20 protein-coding genes and 3 tRNA genes are annotated in these 18,857 nt (G+C 73.4%); 13 read left to right on the top strand and 10 right to left on the bottom strand.

All coding sequences use genetic code 11. From position 1 onward, the window contains the following. Positions 1-59: 59 nt before the first annotated feature. Genes QUV83_RS12085 through QUV83_RS12075 form a run of 3 tightly spaced genes read right to left on the bottom strand, consistent with a single transcriptional unit; the run spans position 60 to position 2,592 of the window. Entirely contained in the window at positions 60-875 is an 816-nt protein-coding gene (locus QUV83_RS12085; RefSeq protein WP_289564767.1) for an amino acid ABC transporter ATP-binding protein, read from the bottom strand. Continuing rightward, positions 872-1,759: an amino acid ABC transporter permease gene (locus tag QUV83_RS12080; RefSeq protein ID WP_289564766.1), complete on the bottom strand. Its 888-nt coding sequence runs from the start codon at positions 1,757-1,759 to the stop codon at positions 872-874. The genes QUV83_RS12085 and QUV83_RS12080 overlap by 4 nt, the downstream gene beginning before the upstream one ends. Next, positions 1,759-2,592, bottom strand: a complete 834-nt coding sequence (locus QUV83_RS12075; RefSeq protein ID WP_289564765.1) for an ABC transporter substrate-binding protein — start codon at positions 2,590-2,592, stop codon at positions 1,759-1,761. Before QUV83_RS12075 ends, QUV83_RS12080 begins: the two co-directional genes overlap by 1 nt. A gap of 99 nt (positions 2,593-2,691) precedes the next feature. Here QUV83_RS12075 and htpX point away from each other — a divergent pair, with 99 nt between their 5' ends. Both htpX and QUV83_RS12065 read left to right on the top strand, forming a co-directional pair. Beyond that, complete coding sequence (gene htpX / locus QUV83_RS12070; protein WP_289564764.1) at positions 2,692-3,558, top strand: zinc metalloprotease HtpX; 867 nt, start codon at positions 2,692-2,694, stop codon at positions 3,556-3,558. A gap of 145 nt (positions 3,559-3,703) precedes the next feature. Continuing rightward, positions 3,704-4,990, top strand: coding sequence for an FAD-dependent oxidoreductase (locus QUV83_RS12065; RefSeq protein ID WP_289564763.1), 1,287 nt, complete (start codon positions 3,704-3,706; stop codon positions 4,988-4,990). Positions 4,991-5,073: 83 nt separating this feature from the next. On the opposite strand, the gene QUV83_RS12060 is transcribed toward QUV83_RS12065, so the two are convergent. Next, complete coding sequence (locus tag QUV83_RS12060) at positions 5,074-5,571, bottom strand: YajQ family cyclic di-GMP-binding protein (RefSeq protein ID WP_289564762.1); 498 nt, start codon at positions 5,569-5,571, stop codon at positions 5,074-5,076. 126 nt (positions 5,572-5,697) lie between these two features. On the opposite strand from QUV83_RS12060, the gene QUV83_RS12055 reads away from it, so the two are divergent. Beyond that, positions 5,698-5,779 (top strand) — tRNA-Tyr (locus tag QUV83_RS12055). A 77-nt stretch (positions 5,780-5,856) separates the two neighbouring features. Here the strand turns inward: QUV83_RS12055 and QUV83_RS12050 are convergent. Together QUV83_RS12050 and QUV83_RS12045 are read right to left on the bottom strand one after the other, a co-directional pair. Next, a complete protein-coding gene (locus QUV83_RS12050; protein WP_289564761.1) occupies positions 5,857-6,297 on the bottom strand; it encodes a hypothetical protein in 441 nt (146 codons plus the stop codon). 88 nt (positions 6,298-6,385) lie between these two features. Next, entirely contained in the window at positions 6,386-6,583 is a 198-nt protein-coding gene (locus tag QUV83_RS12045; protein WP_289564760.1) for a hypothetical protein, read from the bottom strand. Positions 6,584-6,773: 190 nt separating this feature from the next. Between QUV83_RS12045 and QUV83_RS12040 the strand changes: the two genes are divergently transcribed. The 6 genes from QUV83_RS12040 to QUV83_RS12015 all read left to right on the top strand — a co-directional run bounded on the left by QUV83_RS12040 (position 6,774) and on the right by QUV83_RS12015 (position 9,778). Further along, positions 6,774-6,846, top strand: a tRNA-Thr gene (locus tag QUV83_RS12040). Positions 6,847-6,910: 64 nt separating this feature from the next. Beyond that, a tRNA-Met gene (locus QUV83_RS12035) sits at positions 6,911-6,987 on the top strand. 79 nt (positions 6,988-7,066) lie between these two features. After that, the gene (rpmG, locus tag QUV83_RS12030) at positions 7,067-7,237 is read left to right on the top strand and encodes a 50S ribosomal protein L33 (protein WP_066582309.1); all 171 of its coding nucleotides are present in this window, start codon (positions 7,067-7,069) and stop codon (positions 7,235-7,237) included. A gap of 11 nt (positions 7,238-7,248) precedes the next feature. Further along, positions 7,249-7,698, top strand: coding sequence for an FAS1-like dehydratase domain-containing protein (locus tag QUV83_RS12025; protein ID WP_289564759.1), 450 nt, complete (start codon positions 7,249-7,251; stop codon positions 7,696-7,698). After that, positions 7,695-8,126 carry a MaoC family dehydratase gene (locus QUV83_RS12020; protein ID WP_289564758.1) on the top strand — a complete coding sequence of 144 codons (432 nt, stop codon included), beginning with the start codon at positions 7,695-7,697 and terminating at the stop codon, positions 8,124-8,126. Before QUV83_RS12025 ends, QUV83_RS12020 begins: the two co-directional genes overlap by 4 nt. A 452-nt stretch (positions 8,127-8,578) precedes the next feature. Then, positions 8,579-9,778, top strand: coding sequence for a Tat pathway signal sequence domain protein (locus QUV83_RS12015; protein WP_289564757.1), 1,200 nt, complete (start codon positions 8,579-8,581; stop codon positions 9,776-9,778). A gap of 57 nt (positions 9,779-9,835) precedes the next feature. Here QUV83_RS12015 and QUV83_RS12010 read toward each other — a convergent pair whose 3' ends face one another. Beyond that, positions 9,836-10,897 (bottom strand): LacI family DNA-binding transcriptional regulator, encoded by a 1,062-nt coding sequence (locus QUV83_RS12010; RefSeq protein ID WP_289564922.1) that lies wholly within the window; start codon positions 10,895-10,897, stop codon positions 9,836-9,838. 176 nt (positions 10,898-11,073) lie between these two features. On the opposite strand from QUV83_RS12010, the gene QUV83_RS12005 reads away from it, so the two are divergent. From QUV83_RS12005 to QUV83_RS11995, 3 genes are all read left to right on the top strand, one after another. Beyond that, positions 11,074-12,570: an MFS transporter gene (locus QUV83_RS12005; protein ID WP_289564756.1), complete on the top strand. Its 1,497-nt coding sequence runs from the start codon at positions 11,074-11,076 to the stop codon at positions 12,568-12,570. A gap of 84 nt (positions 12,571-12,654) precedes the next feature. Further along, on the top strand, positions 12,655-13,953 hold the full coding sequence (locus QUV83_RS12000; protein WP_289564755.1) for an MFS transporter: 1,299 nt from the start codon (positions 12,655-12,657) through the stop codon (positions 13,951-13,953). A gap of 9 nt (positions 13,954-13,962) precedes the next feature. Further along, entirely contained in the window at positions 13,963-15,051 is a 1,089-nt protein-coding gene (locus QUV83_RS11995) for a UDP-N-acetylmuramate dehydrogenase (RefSeq protein WP_289564754.1), read from the top strand. A gap of 52 nt (positions 15,052-15,103) precedes the next feature. On the opposite strand, the gene QUV83_RS11990 is transcribed toward QUV83_RS11995, so the two are convergent. After that, positions 15,104-16,156, bottom strand: coding sequence for an adenosine deaminase (locus QUV83_RS11990; RefSeq protein WP_289564753.1), 1,053 nt, complete (start codon positions 16,154-16,156; stop codon positions 15,104-15,106). Between the two features lie 188 nt (positions 16,157-16,344). On the opposite strand from QUV83_RS11990, the gene QUV83_RS11985 reads away from it, so the two are divergent. Then, complete coding sequence (locus QUV83_RS11985; RefSeq protein WP_289564752.1) at positions 16,345-16,605, top strand: hypothetical protein; 261 nt, start codon at positions 16,345-16,347, stop codon at positions 16,603-16,605. Between the two features lie 13 nt (positions 16,606-16,618). Here QUV83_RS11985 and QUV83_RS11980 read toward each other — a convergent pair whose 3' ends face one another. After that, positions 16,619-17,329, bottom strand: a complete 711-nt coding sequence (locus QUV83_RS11980) for a response regulator transcription factor (RefSeq protein WP_289564751.1) — start codon at positions 17,327-17,329, stop codon at positions 16,619-16,621. After that, a partial coding sequence (locus QUV83_RS11975) for a sensor histidine kinase (RefSeq protein ID WP_289564750.1) occupies positions 17,326-18,857 on the bottom strand: 1,532 nt, incomplete at its 5' end. The genes QUV83_RS11975 and QUV83_RS11980, both read right to left, overlap by 4 nt.

Genomic DNA, 18,857 nt, shown 5'->3' with positions numbered 1-18,857 from the left:
CGCCGGGGATCTCCCCGGCGGCCCTGTCGCATGTCGGAGCCGGTTCTCAGAACTGGCTGTCAGATCCGCCCGTCGCGTTCGCGGAACCTCCGCAGGAACTCCCGGGTGCGCGCCTCGCGCGGGTCGTCGAGCACCTGCTCGGGCGGGCCCTGCTCATGAACCCGCCCCTCGTGGAGGAACACCACCTCGTCGGCCACGTGCCGCGCGAAGGCCATCTCATGGGTGGCGACGAGCATCGTGGTGCCCTCGTCCTTGAGCTCGCCGAGCAGGTCGAGCACCTCGCCCACGAGCTCGGGGTCGAGTGCGCTGGTCACCTCGTCGAGCAGCATCAGCGCGGGCTGGGCCACGAGCGCGCGGGCGATCGCGACGCGCTGCTGCTGCCCGCCCGAGAGCTGGTCGGGGAACGCGCGGGCCTTGTCGGCGAGGCCGACCCGCTCGAGCATCGCCAGCGCGCGCTGGTCGGCGTCGGGCCGTGGCATGCGGTGCACGAGGCGCAGCGCGAGCGTCACGTTGTCGAGCACGCGCAGGTGCGGGAAGAGGTTGTAGGCCTGGAAGACGGTGCCGATCCGGGCCCGGATGGCGTCCGCGTCCGCCCGGGGGTCGGTGACGTCGCGGCCCTCGACCTCGATCACACCGTCGTCGACCTCCTCGAGCAGGTTCACGCAGCGCAGCAGCGTCGACTTGCCGGAGCCCGAGGCGCCCACGAGCACCACCACCTGGTGCGCGTGCACGTCGAGGTCCAAGTCGTCGAGCACGACGTGCTCGCCGAAGGCCTTCCGCACGCCGCGCACCCGCAGCAGCGCGCGGGAGCCACCCTCGGGCTCCGATGCGGGACCGGCTGCCACGGGCTCGGCCGCGCGCGTCAGCCCGGTCATCGCAGCGGCCCCGCGCCGGCGAGGGCGCCCTGGGCGCCGAGCCAGCCGCTGCGCCGCGCGAGGGCGTCGGTGAACCGGGTCAGCGGGATGGTCAGCAGCACGAACAGCACTCCGGCGACGACGTAGGGCGTGAAGTTGGCGTGCGTCGCCGTCTGGATCTGCGCGGCGCGCACCGCGTCCACGGCGCCGAGGATCGAGATGAGCCCGGAGTCCTTCGACAGGGCGACGAGGTCGTTGAGCAGCGGCGGGATGACGCGCCGCACGGCCTGGGGGAGCACGACGTGCCGCAGCGCCTGGCCGCGTGTGAGCCCCAGGGCCCGGGCGGCGGCGACCTGCGACGGGTGCACCGACTCGATGCCGGCGCGGAAGACCTCCGCGACGTACGCCGAGTAGGTCAGCACCAGCGCGGCTCCGCCGAGCACCACCGCCGACGCGGGGATGCCCTGCAGTCGCAGCCCGGGCACGCCGAATCCGACGAGCAGCAGCACCAGCAGCAGCGGCAGCCCGCGGAACACGTCCACATACGCCGTGGCGGCGATCCGCAGCGGCAGGAAGGCCGGGCCGCGCAGGGTCCGGGCCAGCGCCAGCGCGAGGGCCACGATGACGATGACCACGGCGCACACCGCCATGACGCGCACGTTGAGCCACAGGCCCTCCAGCACCCGGGGCAGCGACTCGAGCGCGACCTCGGGGTCGAAGAACGACGCGCGCACCCGCGGCCATCCGGGGGCGCTGGTCAGCGCGAGCCAGGCCACCGCCGCGCAGGCGAGCGTCGAGACGAGCGCCACCAGCGTGGAGCGCCGCCCACGGGCCCGCCGGTAGGCGAGGCGCTCACGCTGGACGGCCGAGGGCGCCCAGCCTGCCGTGGGCGGCGCGTCGACCACTACCGCAGGACCGGCGCGCCGGCCGCGTCGGTGAGCCACTCGGCCTCGAGCTTGGCGAGGGTCCCGTCGGCCCGCAGCGCGTCGACGGCCGCCGACACCGCGCTGGTCAGCGATGAGCCCTGGTCGAGCACCAGGCCGAACTGGTCGGGGTCGTCGCCGGCGGGGAGCTGGCCCACGAGCACGCCGTCCTCGAGCTCGACCCCGGTGATGTACAGCGCGGTGGGCAGGTCGACGACGATCGCGTCGACGAGCCCCGCGGAGAGCGCCTGCTTGGCCTGGTCGTTGTCGTTGAAGACCGCGACGTCGGTGGTGGGCGCGATCGCGTCGGCAGCGACCGTGAGGCTGGTGGTCCCGACCATCGCGCCGATCCGCAGGCCGGCCAGCTCGGCGACCGTCGTGGCCTTCGCGGCGGCGTTGCCCTCGAGCGCGACGACTGCCTGCGCCGTGTCGTAGTAGCTCGGCGACAGGTCGAGGTTGGCGCGGCGCTCGTCGCTGATCGAGACCTGGTTGATCGCGAAGTCGAAGCTCTTGGCGCCCGGGGCGATGATCTGCTCGAAGCTGGCGGGCGTCCACACGACGTCCGCGGCGTCGAAGCCGAGCTCGGCGGCGACGGCGTAGGCCACCGCCGACTCGAAGCCCTCGCCGTTCGACGGGTCGTTGTCGATGATCCACGGCCCGTAGCCGGGGTCGGACGTGCCGATGGTGAGCTTCCCGGCGGTGACCGTCGCGAGGGCGCCGTCGGCCGCCTCCGCGGGGGTCTCGTCGGCGGGGGCACAGGCCGCGAGCGCCAGGGCGCTCAGGGCTGCCAAGGCAAGGACGCGGCTCGTACGCACAGGGAAGCTCCTCGAAGATGGGGTGGGGCGCGCTCAGAGTAGGGGAACCACACGGCTCGATTGGGCGTTGTCCGAGGTACGACTAGGAGGTTCATCCCGATGGGGCACCAACATTTCAACGGCCTGAAGACGGCGGCTCTGTTCGGCGTGCTGTGGGCGGTCCTGCTCGGCATCGGCGCGTTGGTGGGCAGCGGGCGCTACATCTGGCTGTTCGCGTTCTTCGGGGTCGTCATGACGGCGTACTCCTACTGGAACTCCGACAAGATCGCGATCAAGGCGATGCACGCCCGCCCGGTCAGCGAGCTCGAGCAGCCGGCGATGTACCGCATCGTCCGCGAGCTCTCCACCGCCGCGCGCCAGCCCATGCCCCGGCTGTACGTGTCACCGACCGCCGCGCCCAACGCGTTCGCCACCGGCCGCAACCCGCGCAACGCGGCGGTCTGCTGCACCGAGGGGATCCTGCACATCCTCGACGAGCGCGAGCTGCGGGGCGTGCTGGGCCATGAGCTCATGCACGTCTACAACCGCGACATCCTCACGTCGTCCGTCGCCGCGGCCGTCGCCGGCGTGATCACGTCGGCGGCCCAGGTCATGCTGATCTTCGGCGGTGGCGGCGACCGTGAGCGCGGCGGGAACCCGCTCGCGGTGCTGGCCACGGCCCTGCTGGCGCCGGTGGCGGCGACGCTCATCCAGCTCGCCATCAGCCGCACGCGCGAGTACGACGCCGACGAGGACGGCGCCCGTCTCACCGGCGACCCGCTCGCCCTCGCCTCCGCGCTGCGCAAGCTCGAGGCCGGCACTCAGGCGCGCCCGCTGCCGCAGGACCGCGAGCTCGTCGACGTCTCCCACCTGATGATCGCCAACCCGTTCCGCGGCGCTGGTGTGGGCCGCCTCTTCCAGACCCACCCGCCGATGACGGAGCGGATCGCGCGGCTGCAGCGGATGTCCGGGCTGCCCCCGCACTGATCGGCGCACTTTTGGCGTCGGCCCACCCACAGCGCCTCGGGCGTACTCGGCCGTGCTGTCCTGTGGGTGAACCGCCCCTCGGCGCGCTCCCCGCCCGCCGATACGGTGTCGGACGGCACACGGCCGGCGACCAGAGGTGGACAGCATGGGGACCCAGGGGCAGCAGGTGGAGGTCGTCGTCATCGGCGGCGGGGCGATGGGCTCGGCGACGGCCTGGGCGCTCGCGCGGCGCGGCGTCCAGGTCACGCTGGTGGAGCGGTTCGCGCCAGGGCATGTGCGCGGCGCCTCCCACGGCGCCGGCCGCATCTTCCGGCTCGGCTACGCGGACCCGAACCACGTGCGGCTCGCCCAGCACGCGCACCGCTGGTGGGACGTGCTGCAGGAGGAGTCCGGCGAGCAGCTCCTCACCCTGAACGGCTGCGTCGACCACGGGCCGGTGCTCGCGCTGCGGGACCTCGCGCAGACCCTGGAGGACTGCGACGTCCCCTTCGAGTACATGACGGGCCTCGAGGCGCAGACCCTGTGGCCGGGCATCCGGTTCGACGATCGCGCCATCGTGCAGCCCGTCGCCGGGCGGGCCCACGCGGACCGCACCGTCGCCGCCCTGCAGTCCGAGGCCGCCCGCCACGGCGCGCAGGTGCGGCATGGCGCCCAGGTGCTGTCCCTCGACGTCGTCGAGGACGGCGTGCTGCTCCAGGTCGCCACCTCCGACCAGCAGGGCGAGCCGGTCATCGAGGAGCTCCGCGCCCGCACTGCCGTGGTGACCGTCGGCGCCTGGTCGGCGGGCCTGCTCGCCGACGTGCCCGGCTTCGAGGCGCTCCCCGAGCTGGTCGTCACGCAGGAGCAGCCCGCGCACTTCCCCGTGCTCGACGAGGCGCACGTCGCCGACGACGGCTGGCCCAGCTTCATCCACCACGTGGACCCGGCCGGCCACGCGGCGGCGCGCGGCGACCTCGGCGCCGATCCCGGGTACCCGGTGCGCGGCGTCTACGGCCATCACACGCCCGGCGTGGGGGTGAAGGTCGGCCACCACGGCACGGGCCCGGTGGTCGACCCCGACGAGCGGGACTTCGCCGCCGAGCCCGGCCGGCTCGCCGACCTGCGCGACTACGTGCGGGACTGGTTCCCCGGCCTCGACGCGGACGCCCCCGAGCCGATCAGCTGCACGTACACGACCACCCCCGACGAGCGGTTCCTGCTCGACAAGGCCGGGCCGGTGGTGGTCGGGGCGGGCTTCTCCGGCCACGGGTTCAAGTTCACGCCGGGCATCGGGCAGGTGCTCGCCGCCCTGGCGCTGGGCGAGGAGCCCGACGTGCCGGGGGTGGACCTGGGCGCCTTCGCCCTGGCCCGCTTCACGTCAGTCGCTGACGCAGACGTTGACGCCGAGGCCAGCGCCGACGCCGACGCCGAAGACGCCGTTCCCGTCGCCTGAGGGGCGCCCCAGAGACAACGCCCTGGAGACGACACAGCGCCCCGGTGTGGTCCACACCGGGGCGCTGCTGGTCGCGCGTCGCGTCAGCGGTAGTTCGTGAACTGCAGCGCCGCGTCCAGGTCGGCCGCCTTGAGCATGGCGATGACCTCCTGCAGGTCGTCGCGGCTCTTGGCCGTGACGCGCACCTCGTCGCCGGTGATCTGCGACTTCACACCCTTGGGGCCCTCGTCGCGGATGAGCTTGCCGATCTTCTTGGCGGTCTCGCTGTCGAGGCCCTCCTTGAGGCTCGCCTCGAGCCGGTACTCGCGACCCGACGCCTTCGGGGTCCCCTCGCCGGTGTCGATCGCCTTGAGGGAGATCCCCCGCTTGATCAGCTTGGTCTGGAGCACGTCGAGGATCGCGAGCACGCGCTCCTCGGAGTTCGCGATCATCACGATCTTGTCGCCGCTCCAGGCGATCGACGCGCCGACGTTCTTGAAGTCGTAGCGCTGCGAGACCTCCTTGGCGGCCTGGTTGAGCGCGTTGTCGACCTCCTGCCGGTCGACCTTGCTGACGACGTCGAACGAGGACTCGCTCGCCATGGTTCCCTCCCTGCCGGCGCGCTGGTGGGCGCCGTGATCCGATGGACATCCGCGGGCACGATGCATGAGCACCCCGGATTCGTTGCTATCCTTCCATCCGCACGCCGTTCGCGGCGATGCGACCCTGGCGGGTTACCCGAGTGGCCAAAGGGGGCTGACTGTAAATCAGCTGGCAACGCCTACGGGGGTTCGAATCCCTCACCCGCCACACGTGAACGGGCGCCCTCTCTTCGGAGAGGGCGCCCGTTCGTGCGTCTGGGTGCGGGTGGGACGGCGAGGGGGCTGTCAGCTCGCGCAGGTGTAGGCGCCGGGGGTGACGGACACCACCGATCCCTCGAACAGCGTGTCGAAGACGCCGGCGTCCTGCTCCGAGGCGAAGGGGACGCCCACGGCCACCACATCGGTGAACCCGGTGAGCGCGGCGAGCTGCTCCTCGGCGCCGGACTGGCAGCTGGGGTCCCAGGCCTCGACCGTGTACCCGGCCGCGCCGAGCTCGTCGATGGACGGCTGGAGCGCGTCGACTGCCGCGTCGCCCTGCTCGGCGACGGCGGTCCACACGACCCAGAACGGGTCGGGTGTGTCGGCGCCCAGCGCGAGCGCCTCCGGCCATTCGAGCGTCGGGGGAGGCTCGACCGTCTCGGCGGCGCTGGTGCAGCCGGTGAGGGCCGTGAGGGCGCACAGCAGGGCGAGGGCGGCAGCGGGCGCAGAGCGCCGTCGGGTAGGCATGCCGGGGATGCTGGCACGCGGTCCCTGAGGCTCGCGACGATGCGAAACGTTTAGGTGGCGGTGGGCTCGACTGGGCGGGCCGGCCAGGTCAGGAACAGTCGCGCGCCTTGCGGAACGCGTCGGCGATCTGTTGGGCCTGGGTCGACATCAGGCGCGTGTACAGCCAGAACGTCGCGTCGACGATGGACGTCGGCGCGCCGCTGTCGCGTGCGGCCAGCCAGTCCTGCTTGGCGGCGCGCACGTCCGCATCCATGATCTCCACGCGGAGGTCGTCGTCTGTGGGCACGGACGTACTCTGGCGTAGGCGGGCCCAGAGGGCGAGACCCCCGGGCAGGATCCGTGCGGTCTCACGCGTGCAGATCACCCACCTGGGCCATGCGCGTCTCGGGATCTGGAAGCCGTTCTGGCCCATGGTTTCGCGGCGCCGGGCCCCGATTTCACTGCAGGGCCCCAGACGTTGTAGCCTTGCACGCGCTGCCCCGATAGCTCAGTCGGCAGAGCGTCTCCATGGTAAGGAGAAGGTCAAGGGTTCGATTCCCTTTCGGGGCTCTGTTGGTGTCCGGGGGTTGTGCGACGGTTCGTCCGCCGCACAACCCCCGGATCACCGATAGATGGCGGGGTAGCTCAGGTGGTTAGAGCACACGGCTCATAATCGTGGTGTCGCGGGTTCGAGTCCCGCCCCCGCTACCAACAGGACACACACGCACGTCGGCCGGCGACGTGCGCAACCCGTACGCAGCGCCCCGGCGGCGCGAGAGGTGGCAAGACCATGGCCAGCAAGAGCTCTGACGTTCGCCCGAAGATCACGCTCGCCTGCACCGAGTGCAAGGAGCGGAACTACATCACCAAGAAGAACCGTCGGAACGACCCCGACCGCCTGGAGATGAAGAAGTTCTGCCCGCGTGACGGTCGTCACACGGTGCACCGCGAGACCCGCTGATCTCAGCGCCTGTGGCCGTCAACACCGAGTTCATCGGACGCGAGTACCCGCCGAACGCCTTCTACGAGGTCGGGCGGGAGAAGATCCGCGAGTTCGCTGAGTCGGTGGGCGCGGCCCACCCAGCACACACTGACGCCTCGGCCGCGCGTGCGCTCGGGCATCCCGACGTCATCGCACCGGTGACGTTCGCGGTGCTCGTCGCGCAGCGCGCCGAGGCGCAGCTGATCCAGGACCCGGCAGCCGGGATCGACTTCAGTCGCGTGGTCCACGCCGAGCAGCGGTTCACGCACCACCGCCCGATCCATGCGGGAGACCGTCTCGTCACGGTCCTGCATGTCGACGCGATCACCGAGCGCGCCGGGCTGTCGATGGTCAGCACCCGCGCCGAGATCGCGACCGAGGCGAACGAGCCCGTCGCGACGGTGCGGTCCACGCTGGCCGTGCGCGGGGAGGACGCATGAGCGCCCCCCGCCCGACGCTCGCCGACCTCGAAGTCGGCCAGGTCGTCGGCAAGCGGGCCCTCACCGTCGACCGCGCCCGCCTCGTGCGGTACGCGGCAGCCAGCGGCGACTTCAACCCGATCCACTGGAACGACCGCTTCGCGACAGAGGTCGGCCTGCCCGGCGTCATCGCGCATGGCATGTGGACGATGGGCGCGGCCGTCGGCGTGGTCGAGGACTGGGCCGGTGACCCGGCGGCTGTCATCGACTACCAGGTGCGCTTCACCCGGCCGGTCCCGGTGCCCGATCCCGGCGCCGCGACCGTCGAGGTCACCGCCGCCATCGGCAGCCTGGACCCCGAGGCCGGGACAGCGCGCGTCGACCTCACTGTGACCTGCGAGGGCGCGCGCGTCCTCGGCAAGGCGCAGGCAGTCGTCCGCCTGGGCTGAGCCCGCCCACACGGAGCCCGCCCGCACGCGGCTCCCGCCCGCGCGTCGCGAACCGCGAAGCTCCGCGACACGGTGCGTCCGATCTGTCGGATTCCTCCTGACATCGCTACCGTGTCGCCAAGCCGCGACGATGCGGCAGGTCGCAACGACGCGACCAGGACAGGGGAGCGGCCATGTCACCCACAGCGTCACCGTCCACAGCGTCACCATCCACAGTCACACCGTCCGCCACGCGCCCGTTCGCCGGCGCAGGGCGTTCCCTCAGCCGCAGGGGCTTCCTCGCGGCCACCAGCGCCGGCGCCGCGGCTGTCTGGCTCGGCGCCGCCGCGGCGTCCTCCGCGACGGCGGCAACGCCGGGCAGTCCGCGTCCCCTCGGCTCCGGTCATGGCTCTCGGGGCAGCGAGAGCGCGGCCCTGGGATTCCTGCGGTCCGCCGCCGACGCCTATCCCGCGGTGAACACCGGCCCCCGGCTCGCGCAGTCCTACGCCGACGAGCTCGGCCTGTTCAGCACCGCGTTCGTCTACGACAACGCGCTGGCCATCTGCGCGCTGCTCAGCGCCCGGCGCGGAGTCGACCCGCATGCGCTGGCGCTGGGCGACGGCCTGCTGTTCGCCCAAGAGCACGACCCGGACTTCGCCGACGGGAGGCTGCGGCAGGCGTACAACGTGGGCCCGTACACGTTCTACGACGGGTCGCCGCAGCCCGACGGGCTGGTCCGGGCCGACGGCGCCGCGAATGTCGGCTGGCAGTTCGGGTTCCTCGGCACGGCCGTGGGCGACATGGCGTGGCCCGGCATCGCCCTGGCGCAGCTCTATGAGCGCACCCGCGACCGCCGCCATCTGGACGGCGCCGTGCGGATCGCCGAGTGGATCGTCGACCGCACCACGTCCGCGTTCCCGCTGGGCGGCTACACCTTCGGCGTCAACGGCGCCGACGAGTCGATCCCGAACGGCTCCACCGAGCACAACATCGACGTCACGGCGTTCTTCACGCTGCTCCACCAGGCAGGCGCCGGGCGCCGGTGGCGGGAGTCGGCCAAGGTGGCCCGGGCCTTCGTGGACCGTATGTGGGAGCCCGCGGGCGGGTACTTCTACACGGGCACGAATGACGGCACGGAGATCAACCGGGCGCCGTTGCCGCTCGACCCGCAGACGTGGAGCTGGCTGGCCCTACGGGAGAAGCGGTACGCCAAGGCGCTCGACTGGGCGGCGAGCACATTGGCCGCACGCGACGTGGCGGGTCCCGCGACCTCCCAGATGCCGGCGGGCGCCGCGGTGTCGGGCGTGACGTTCAGCTCGGCGAGCCTGGTGTCGACGGCCCGCTACAACGACATCCAGGTGCACCCCCAGGGCGTGTGGCTCGAGGGGACCGCACAGCTCGCGACGGCGTTCGCCGACCGTGGCGGCCGCTCGGACCGGGCTCGCGCGCAGGGCCTGATCGAGCAGGTGCGCGTCGCCCAGCAGGCGCTCGGCGGCGGGCAGCACCTGGGCGGGGCGCCGCTGCCTGCGGGCGGCGGCGTGGTCGCGGCGTCGAGCCTGATCGACACGGGCTTCGGCTTCGGCTACTTCCAGGTGCAGCACGTGGGCGCCACGTCCTGGCACGTCATGGCCTCGCGCGGGGCCAACCCGTTCGTGCGGGCCGGGCTGAGCTGACCGGCGGGCCCGGCGCCAGCGGGGGCGCCGGGCCCAGCCCGGGCTACGCGGGCGGGATCAGGCGGGCGGGGGCCCCGTCGTGGTGCCGAGCCGCAAGGACACGGGCAGCATCACCGGCGGGGGCACCCTGCCCTCGAGCAGCGCCTCGATGGCGTGGCCCACTGCCGCGCCCTTCTCGGCGAGTGGCTGGACCACGCTGGTGAGTTGGTCGGGGGCGAGCCAGGGCAGGTCCAGCCCGTCGAAGCCGGCGACGGAGACGTCCTCGGGCACGCGCAGCCCGAGCTCGCGGGCGGCGAGCACGACGCCTGAGGCCAGCAGGTCGGACTGGGCGAGGATCGCCGTGGGCCGATCGGGCCCGCTGAGCAGCGCGCGGCCGGCGTCCGTCCCGTGCTCGACGAGTGAGGCGGGGGACTCCCAGACGGCGACGGGCTCGATGCCGGCGTCGCGGACGCCCTGGATGCGCCGCCGGGTGATCTCCCAGGACAGCTCTGCGCTGCGCCGCTCGTCGACGAGCCCGGCGCGGCCGAACTCGTTGAAGGGGAGGGTCACGGTGGCGATGCGCCGGTGGCCGAGCTCCAGCAGGTGCCGCCCGAGCTCGGCGGTGCCGGCCTGGTCGTCGATGCCGATCGCTGCCACGTCGTCGACGGCCTGGCCCTCGACCACCACGGTGGGGATGCCGCGGCGGCGCAGGGCCATGAGGTTCGGGTTCTCCACGGTGCCGCCCCAGATGATCGCGGCGACGTCCATGGCGGCGGTCTCCACCAACGGGTCGACGCCGCGCTGCTCGGCTCCGCCCGAGTCGGGGATCAGCAGCACGCCGAGGCCCAGCGGCTCGAGGGTGCGCACGAGCCCGTCGAGCATCTGCACCGAGACCGGGTCGCGGAACGAGCGGCGCAGCGCGTCGCCGACCACGACGCCGACGATGCCGGACTTGCCGCTGCGCAGTTGGCGTCCCAGGGGGTTCGGCCCCGCGTAGTCGAGCTCCTCGGCGGCGCGGATGACTCGCTCCCGGGTGGCGGCCGCGATGGGCCCGGCGCCGGAGAACGCGAGCGACGCGGTGGACACCGACACTCCGGCGGCCGCGGCGACGTCGGCAAGGGTCGGGCGATCGCTCGACAGGGGAGTTCACCGTCCTTCGGATGGCATGCGGCAGGCCTGGGCGGGCGCTGCGTGGGAGGTCTCGGACAGTCAGCGTACCGGTCGCGCGGATGCGCCGATCAAATCGATTCGACACGTCGCCGTCCGCTGTGGTCGAATCGATTCGTCATCACCGCGCCACCGACCTGGAGTGAGCTGTGCGCAACCCGCGAGTCCGAGGCGCGCGCGCCGCGTCCCCCGCCGTCGACCACGAGGCCCACGGCAGCCGCGCACTCGCGCGCACCCGCCTGGCGCTGCTCGGGCTGTTCACCCTCAACGGCCTGATGTTCTCGAGCTGGCTCGCCCGCATCCCCGCCGTGCGCGACGCGCTCGACCTCACCGCCGGGCAGCTCGGACTCGTGCTGCTGGCCGGCTCCGTCGGGGCGCTGGCCACCGCCACCGTCTCCGGCATCATCGTCACGCGGTTCGGCGGCCGCGTCTCCCTGCTGCTGTCCACCGTCGGGTTCGCCGCGGCCTACGTGCTCATCGGCGTCGGGCCCACCGTCGGGTCGGTGCCGCTGCTGGCCGCGGGCATCTTCCTCAACGGCGTCTCCTTCGCCCTCGGCAACGTCCCCCTCAACGTGGAGACCGCCGCCGTCGAGCGGCGCATGGGCCGCACCGTGCTGCCGCAGTTCCACGCGGCCTTCTCCATCGGCGCGGTGCTGGGCTCGCTGATCGGCGCCCTCGCCTCGAGCCTGGCCGTGCCGATCCTCGGCCAGTTCATCGTCACTGCCGCGATCGGCACCGCCTGGCGGCTCGCCTCGCTGCCGCATGCGGTGCTCGAGCCGTCGCCCGCACGCGTCGTGGCCGCAGAGGTGCTGCCCGAGCCCGCCGGCCACCCGGCCCCGGCGCGCAGGCGCGCGATCGGCTCGGCACTGGACGCGTGGCGCGAGCCCCGCACCCTCCTGATCGGCGTCGTCATCATGGCCGCCGCGCTGTCCGAGGGATCGGCCAACGACTGGCTGGCGCTGGCGGTGGTGGACGGCTTCGACCAGACCGAGGCCGTCGGCGCCGTGGTCTTCGGGCTGTTCGTCGGCGCGATGACGGCTGTGCGGCTGCTGGGCACCCGGCTCATCGACCGGCTCGGGCGGGTGCCGGTGCTGCGCGTCTCCGGCTGCGTGTCGCTCGCGGGGCTGCTGCTGTTCGGCTTCGCGCCCACCCTCGAGACTGCCGCGATCGGCGTGGCCGCCTGGGGATTCGGCGCGGCGCTGGCTGTGCCCCTGGGCATCGCCGCCGCGTCGGACGACCCGATGCTCGCCGCAGGCCGGGTCGCCGTCGTCTCGGCGTTCTCCTCGGTGGCGTCGATCGCCGCGCCGCCGCTGCTGGGCCTCGCCGCCGACTCCATGGGCGCCCGCCGCGCCCTGACCCTCATCGCGGTGGCGATGGTGGTGAGCATCGCGCTGTCCCGCCGCGTGGCGCCGCTCGCGCCTTCCGACGCGCTCGCGCCCTCCGACGCGCGCACGCCATCCGCCACGCTCACGCCCTCCGCGGTGCGCGCCCCGGGTGCGGCTAGCCTGCACGCGGACGCCCCGGGCTCAGTGCCGACCCCCGGCGTCCCGATGGCGAGGTCCGCCGACGGGGCCGCTCTCCCTCTTGGCGTCACCCCCGACCTGGCCCGCGAGCCCGCCGCCGTGGGCTGCGCGGAACGTCCCTGACCGCATCGGCCCCCAGCACCACAGGCGCGGCCGCATGAGCCCGCACCACCGCAGAGCCCGCACTACGACAGAGGAGTCGCAGACATGACCGCCAGACGGACGGACGATCCCCGGCTGCGCGCAGCCTCCGCCGCGGTGTTCGTGGTCTTCGCGCTGAACGGGTTCAACTTCTCGAGCTGGGCGTCGAGGCTGCCCGCGGTCCGTGACGCGCTGGGCCTGAGCCCTGAGCAGATGGGCGCCCTGCTGCTGGTGGGCGCCATCGGCTCGCTCATCGCGCTGCCACTGTCCGGGATGGTGGTGACACGGCTCGGCGCCCGGCGCACCGTGCTGACGTTCGCGCTGGTCAACGCCGTCGGTCTGGCCCTCGCGGCAGTGGGGGTCACCGGCGGGGTGGTGCTCGTGGTGGCCTCCGGCGCCGTGGTCTTCGGGGTGGGCACGGGGACGTGGGACGCGTCGATGAACCTGGAGGGCGCGGCCGTCGAGCAGAAGCTCGGCCACACCGTGATGCCGCGGTACCACGCGGGGTTCTCGATCGGCACGGCCGTCGGGGCCGGCCTGGCCGCCGTGGCCGCCGGGCTGGGCGTGCCCGTGGGCGTGCACATCCCCGTCGCCGTGCTCGCGTCGAGCATCGGGGTGGCGCTCGCTGTGCGCCGGTTCCTGCCCGAGCGCGAGGTCGGCGCAGCGGACTCCGCGCGGCAGGGCGACACCACGGGCGCGGACCCGGCCACCGCCGTGGAGGCGCCGAGCCGCGCGCGGCGCGCCTTCGGGAGCTGGCTCGAGCCGCGCACCCTGCTGATCGGGCTCGTGGTGCTCGCCGCAGCACTCACCGAGGGCTCCGCGAACGACTGGGTCGCACTGGCTGTCGTCGACGGGTTCGGCACCACTGACGCGATCGGGGCCATGGCCTTCGGCGTCTTCGTCACGGCCATGACGGCCATGCGGTTCTTCGGCACACCCCTCCTCGACCGGTACGGACGGGTCGCCACGTTGCGCCTGTGCGCGCTGTTGTCCCTCGTCGGGCTGGGGATCTTCACCCTGGCCCCGACGGGCATGCTGTGGCTCGCGCTGATCGGCATCGTGCTGTGGGGGATGGGCGCGGCGCTCGGCTTCCCCGTCGGGATGAGCGCGGCGAGCGACGACCCGGCCCACGCCGCGGGCCGGGTCAGCGTGGTGGCCACCATCGGGTACTCCGCGTTCCTCGCGGGGCCGCCGGTGCTCGGGCTGCTCGCCGGCCTGGTCGGGTACCGGCACGCGCTGCTGGCGATCGCTGTCCCGGTGCTGGTCGGGCTGTTCGTGCTGCACGCCGTGCGCCCGCCCACGGCGCAGGATGCGACAGGCTCGTCACCGGACGCCGGGAGCGACCGCCCAGCATCGGGGAACTAGCCTGGTGACGTGACGACCTCCACCGAGACCCCGGCCCTCGCCCAACTCACCACCCTGCGGGTCGGCGGACCGGTGGGGCGGTATGTCGAGGCCTCCGACGAGGCCGAGCTCATCTCGACGGTGCGGGAGGCCGACGCCGCCGGGGAGCCGGTGCTGGTGCTGGGCGGCGGGTCGAACCTGCTCGTCTCGGACGAGGGGTTCGACGGTGTCGTCGTGCGCGACCTCCGGACGGCTGTCACCACCCCCGATGAGTCCGCCTGCGCCGGGACCACCCTGACCGCGCCCGCGGGCGCCCGCTGGGACGACGTGGTCGCGCACACGGTCGAACGGCGGCTCGTCGGCCTCGAGGCGCTCTCTGGCATCCCCGGCTCTGCGGGCGCCACCCCGGTGCAGAACGTCGGGGCCTACGGCCAGGAGGTCGCCCAGACGATCGCGCTGGTGCGGGCCTTCGACCGCGAGCGCGCCCGCGTGCGGACCTTCCCCCTGGCGGACCTGGGCTTCGGCTACCGCACCTCGGTGCTCAAGCGGTCGATGCGCCTCACCCCGGGGGACGACCGCTCGCCGTGGTACCCGACGCCCCGCTACGTCGTCCTCGACGTGACCTTCCAGCTCAAGCCCGGCGACCTCTCCGCGCCGATCGCCTACGGGGAGCTCGCCGCGGCCCTCGACGTGGCCGTGGGCGACCGTGTCCCCCTGGCGGACGCGCGCGCCGCCGTGCTGGGGCTGCGCGGACGCAAGGGCATGGTCCTGGACGCCGCGGACCCGGACACGCGCAGCGCCGGCTCGTTCTTCACCAACCCCGTGCTGAGCCGCGACGAGGCGCTCCTGCTTCCCGAGGAGGCCCCGCGCTACCCGGCCGGGGAGGACCGGGTCAAGGTGAGCGCGGCATGGCTCATCGAGAAGGCGGGCTTCCACCGCGGACATGGGCTCCCCGGCCCCGCCGCGCTGTCCACCAAGCACACCCTCGCGCTGACCAACCGGGGTGGGGCCACTGCGGCCGACCTGGTGGCGTTGGCCCGGGAGGTGCGTGACGGCGTCCGCGAGCGATTCGGCGTGACCCTCGAGCCGGAGCCCGTGCTGGTCGGCGTCGCGCTCTGACCTGGCCGGTCGCGCGCGGCGGCAGCGCCCCCGAAAGTGGCGGCAGGGGCGGTCAGCGGCCGTCGTCGGTCGCTGTGGCAGCCGGATCAGGCTCGGCCAGCCACGCGTCCACCTCGCCGAGCAGCCGCGCCCGCGTCTGCTCGGAGGCCCGGCTCGCCCGGATGGACGACTTCGCCAACTCGGCGAGCTCCGCGTCGGTGAACCCGTGCACGGTGCGCGCCGCCTCGTACTGAGCCGTGAGCCGCGCGCCGAAGAGCAGCGGGTCGTCGGCGCCCAGGGCGACGGTGGCGCCGGCGTCCACCAGGGCGCGCAGCGGCACCTGGGACTGGTCGGGGTAGACGCCGAGGGACACGTTCGACGTCGGGCACACCTCGAGCGCCACCCCGCTGTCCACGACGCGGGAGAGCACGGCGGGGTCCTCGGCTGAGCGGACGCCGTGGCCCAGGCGGTCCGGCGCCAGGTGGTCCAGGACCGCGTCCACGTGGGCGGGCCCCAGCAGCTCGCCGCCATGGGGCACGAGCGCGAGCCCGGCGCGTCGGGCGATCTCGAAGGCCGGCCCGAACTCGGAGGTGTCCCCGCGGCGCTCGTCGTTGCTCAGCCCGAACCCGATGACCTCGCCTGGCCCGTCGCCCGCGTGCAGCGCGGCGAGCCGTGCGAGGGTGCGCGCCTCCAGGGGGTGCCGCATGCGGGAGGCCGCCACGACGACGCCGACCTCCACGCCGTGCTCCTGCCCGGCTGAGCGGGCCGCGTCGAGCACGATCTCGAGGGCGGGGGTGAGGCCGCCGACGAAGGGCGCGTAGGACGTCGGGTCGACCTGGATCTCCAGCCGGCGCGACCCCTCGGCGGCGTCGTCGGCGACTGCCTCGGTGAGGAGGCGCCGCATGTCCGCCTCGCCGCGCACGCAGGCTCGCGCCGCGTCGTACAGCCGCTGGAAGCGGAACCAGCCGCGCTCGTTGGCGGGCACCATCAGCGGGTCGCCGTCGAGCAGCGCCGAGGGCAGCCGCACGCCGTAGCCGATGGCAAGGTCCCGCAACGTCTCCAGGCGCATCGAGCCGGTGAAGTGCAGGTGCAGGTGGGCCTTGGGGAGCCGGTCCAGGTCGCGCACCCGACCAGTGTGCCAAAGACGAGTGTGAGAGCACTCTCACGCAGATCTCCTGACAGGCTCCCCGGCAAGCCTCAACCTGGCGTTGTCAGGTCCGCCCGTCCTCGTGCCGGTCACCGGCGTCGGAGATGGGCTGCGGTGAGGGTGGGAGTCGCATGGCGTCGCGGGCAGATCGAGCATCCTACGGATGGGTGGCGTTCGGGGCGGGGGCGTCGCTCGCCCTGGGGGTGCTGGGCGGATTCGCCGCCGCGGAGCTGGCCCGCTCCAGCCCGCGCGGGCCCGCCGCGCCGGAGCGCTCCGCGAGCTGGCCTGCCGGGGGAGTCATCGGCACGCACGTCGGCCGGGGGAGCACCCCGCCCCCCTCATCCGGCCGGATGGTCGACCTGGCGCCACCACGATCCGCCGATCTGCCCTACGCCCAGCGCTCGCGGACGTGGTTCGTGACCAACTGAGCGTGGGGCGGGGTCATTGGGGGGCGACGTGACGGCCCTGCGACGTCGGCCGGGTCGCTGTCGCGTCGACCAGCCGGTAGCCGACGCCGCGCACGGTGTCGAAGTGCGCGGCCCCGAGCTTCTTGCGCAGGTACCGCACGTACACGTCGACGACATTCGATCCGGGGTCGAAGTCGTAGCCCCACACCTGTGAGAGGAGCTGCTCGCGGCTGAGGACATGTCCGGGGTGGCGCAGGAATGTCTCCGCGAGGGCGAACTCGCGGGCCGACAGGTCGATCTCGTGGCCGGCCACCTTCATCCGCCGAGTCCGCAGGTCCAGTTGCAGGGGGCCGTGGGTCAGGGTGGTGGCCTCGCCGGCGGGCTGCGGCGCGCGCAGCCGTAGCCGCACCCGGGCCAGGAGCTCCTCGAACCGGAACGGCTTCGCCATGTAGTCGTCGGCGCCGGACTCGAGGCCGGTGACGGTGTCCGTCACGGAGCTGCGCGCCGTGAGGATGATCACGGGCACCGTCTCACCGCTGGCCCGCAGCTCCTGCAGCACGTCCAGGCCGTCCATGTCGGCCAGGCCGAGGTCCAGCACCAGCAGCGCGTACTCGCCGGTGCGGGCGTGCGCGAGGGCCTCCCGGCCGGTCGCCACGGTGCTGGTCACGAACCCCTCGGCGTGCAGGCCCTTGGCGAGGAACGCGGCGATCCGCTCCTCGTCCTCGGCGATGAGGATCTGCGTCATCTGTGCTCCACGAGCTCGGGGCGCCCCAGGCGCGCGGTGTCGACATAGGGGATGGCGGGCAGGTCGAGCAGGAACACCGAGCCGGGCCCGGCGTGCGCGGGCCACCGCTCGAGGCGCACCCGCCCGCGGTGGGCTGCGGCGATGGCCGCGACGATCGGCAGGCCCAGGCCGGCGCCCTCGGAGCGGCGCCCGGAGCGGTCGGCCCGCCCACGGTGGAACCGCTCGAAGATCCGCTGCTCCTCCTCGGGCGCCACCCCCGGGCCCTGGTCGTGCACCCACAGCCGCACCCGCCCCGCGTGCAGCTCGCTGCCGATCCGGATGCGGGTGCCGGGGGCGGAGACCGAGACGGCATTGGCGATGAGCTGCAGCCAGGCCTGCGTGATGCGCTGCGAGTCCACCATGAGCATCACGTCAGCCCGCGCGGTGATCTGCCACTGGCGGTCGCCCAGGCTGCGCGCCTTGTCCAGCACGTCGTCAGTGAGCCGCCCGATGTCCGTGGGCGCCGGCCGCACGAAGTCGGGCCGATCGGCTGTGGCCAGCGTCATGAGGTCGTCGACCAGCCGGTGCATCCGGTCCAGCTCGTCCAGGGCGAGCGACTGCACGGCCCGCACGTCCTCCGGGTCGCGCGCGTTGATGAGCTCGAGGTGCCCCCGCACGATCGTCAACGGCGTGCGCAGCTCGTGGCCCACGTCGTCGAGCAGCTCGCGCTGGGAGCCGAACGCGTTCTCCAGCCGGTCGAGCATCGCGTTCACGGTGGCGGCGAGGTCGGACAGGTCGTCGGATCCGGAGACGGGGATGCGCTCGGACAGGTCGGACTCGGTGATCCTGCGCGCCGCGTCGCGCAGCAGCCGGACAGGGCTCAGCAGCCGCCCCACCACGAACCAGGCCACGGCGGCGATCACCGCGAGCGACCCCAGGGCGATCGTGGCGTACGTGAAGTACGTCGAGCCGAGGCTGGCCAGCTCGTCGCCACGGTCGACAGCCACGACGAACAGCCCGGTGGACGGGTCGCCGCCGACCATGACGGGCACCGCGACCATCCGGTACTCCGTCATGGTGGTGCGCACGGTGCGCAGCTCGACGTCCTCGTCGGTGGGCAGCTCGCGCAGCAGGTCGAGCAGCTCGAGGTCGTCCTCGAGCCGCAGCACCACCGGGCGGGAGGCGAACCAGCGCGGCTCGCCGTCGATGAGGGCGATCACTCCCTCGTTCTCGGTGAGGCCGCGCATCTGCACGGCCTTCTCGAGCACGTCGTCGACCGAGGTGAACCTGGCCTTCGACCCCTGGTCGGGGTTCGGCCCCTCGTCTGCCGTGATGCGCAGCACCTCCACGGCGCGGCTCAGTGATTTGTCGATGCGCGCGTCGGTGCTCTGGATCTGCAGGGCGTAGGCGGCCGCGCCGGCGATCAGCACGGTGAGCCCGGCGAGCCCCACCACCGCGCCGAGCAACCGCGTTCGCACGGTGATGTGGGCGGCGCGGCGGGCGGGGTTCCAGCTCGCGCGCGGCTGACGTGCGTGCGTGGCCCTCATGC

Origin of the sequence: Cellulomonas cellasea (assembly GCF_030372105.1) — a bacterium.
GTDB lineage: Bacteria > Actinomycetota > Actinomycetes > Actinomycetales > Cellulomonadaceae > Cellulomonas_A > Cellulomonas_A cellasea_A.
This window is presented reverse-complemented; position numbering and strand designations above follow the sequence as displayed.